Here is a 915-nt window from a genome sequence, read left to right as displayed (position 1 = left end):
GGAGGGGGACGGTGCGGGCGTTCCGGCCCGTGAGGAGGGGCGTCCAGTCGACGCGTACGCCGCCCGCCTCGGCCTGGGCGAGCAGCAGGGGCAGGACCATCGAGCCGTCGTCCGTGCCGCCCCCGCGCCCGCCGTCCGGAACCGGCCGCGTGACCAGGTACTCGTCCGGGTCACCGCCCGCAGCCCGGGTGGCGTCGAGCACCGCTCCGGCGAGAGCGGGGCGGGGACTGAGCTCGATGAAGGCGCGGGTGCCCGAGGTGACTTCGGCACGGAGGCGGTCGTGGAGGGCGTTGGCGGGGCGCGCGGTCGCGGCCGTCGCGGCTACCGGCGCCGTCGCGGCCGTCGCATACTCCCTTGCCGCCGCCTCCATGGTCCTGCGCCCCGCGACCACGTCGGCGGCCAGCTCCGCGCCGGGTTCGGCGAGCACGGTGTCCGGGCGGACGCCGTGGGCCCGCCAGAGGGCGGCGACGGCGATGGGCACGGCGAACGCGGCGAGCCTGACGGCCTCCGGGTCGGGCTCGGCCGGTGTGCCGCGCAGCGCGTCGAGGAGGTCCCAGCCGCTCTCGCTCATCAGGGCGTCCGAGCACGCTTCGAGGGCGCGGGCGAAGACGGGTTCCGTACCGAGGAGCCGCCCGGCCAGGTGCAGGGCCTTGGGCGTCTGCCGGTGAGGGACGAGGAAGGCGACGCCGCCCGTACGCGCGCGGGACGGCGGTACGACCCCGGCGGCGGCCTCCCCGCTGATCACCGCGTCGAGGCCGCTGAGCAGGTCGGCCSGGACCSGGCCGACGACGACCGCGCGGTGCGGGAGGCGGGCGCGGGTCGTGGCGAGGGAGTGGGCGAGGTCGGGGGCGGAGAGCTCCGGCCGCTCGGCGACCCAGCTCCGCAGCCGCACGGCCTGCGCGGCCAGACCGGAGG

The 915-nt window shown here is 78.3% G+C and carries 1 protein-coding gene; it reads right to left on the bottom strand.

Going from position 1 to position 915, the window contains the following annotated elements; all coding sequences use genetic code 11:
* A partial coding sequence (locus AB8Z36_RS41130; protein WP_369218444.1) for an acyltransferase domain-containing protein occupies positions 1 to 915 on the bottom strand: 915 nt, incomplete at both ends.

This window comes from Streptomyces flavofungini, from assembly GCF_041028215.1.
Classification (GTDB): Bacteria; Actinomycetota; Actinomycetes; order Streptomycetales; family Streptomycetaceae; genus Streptomyces; species Streptomyces flavofungini_B.
This window is presented reverse-complemented; position numbering and strand designations above follow the sequence as displayed.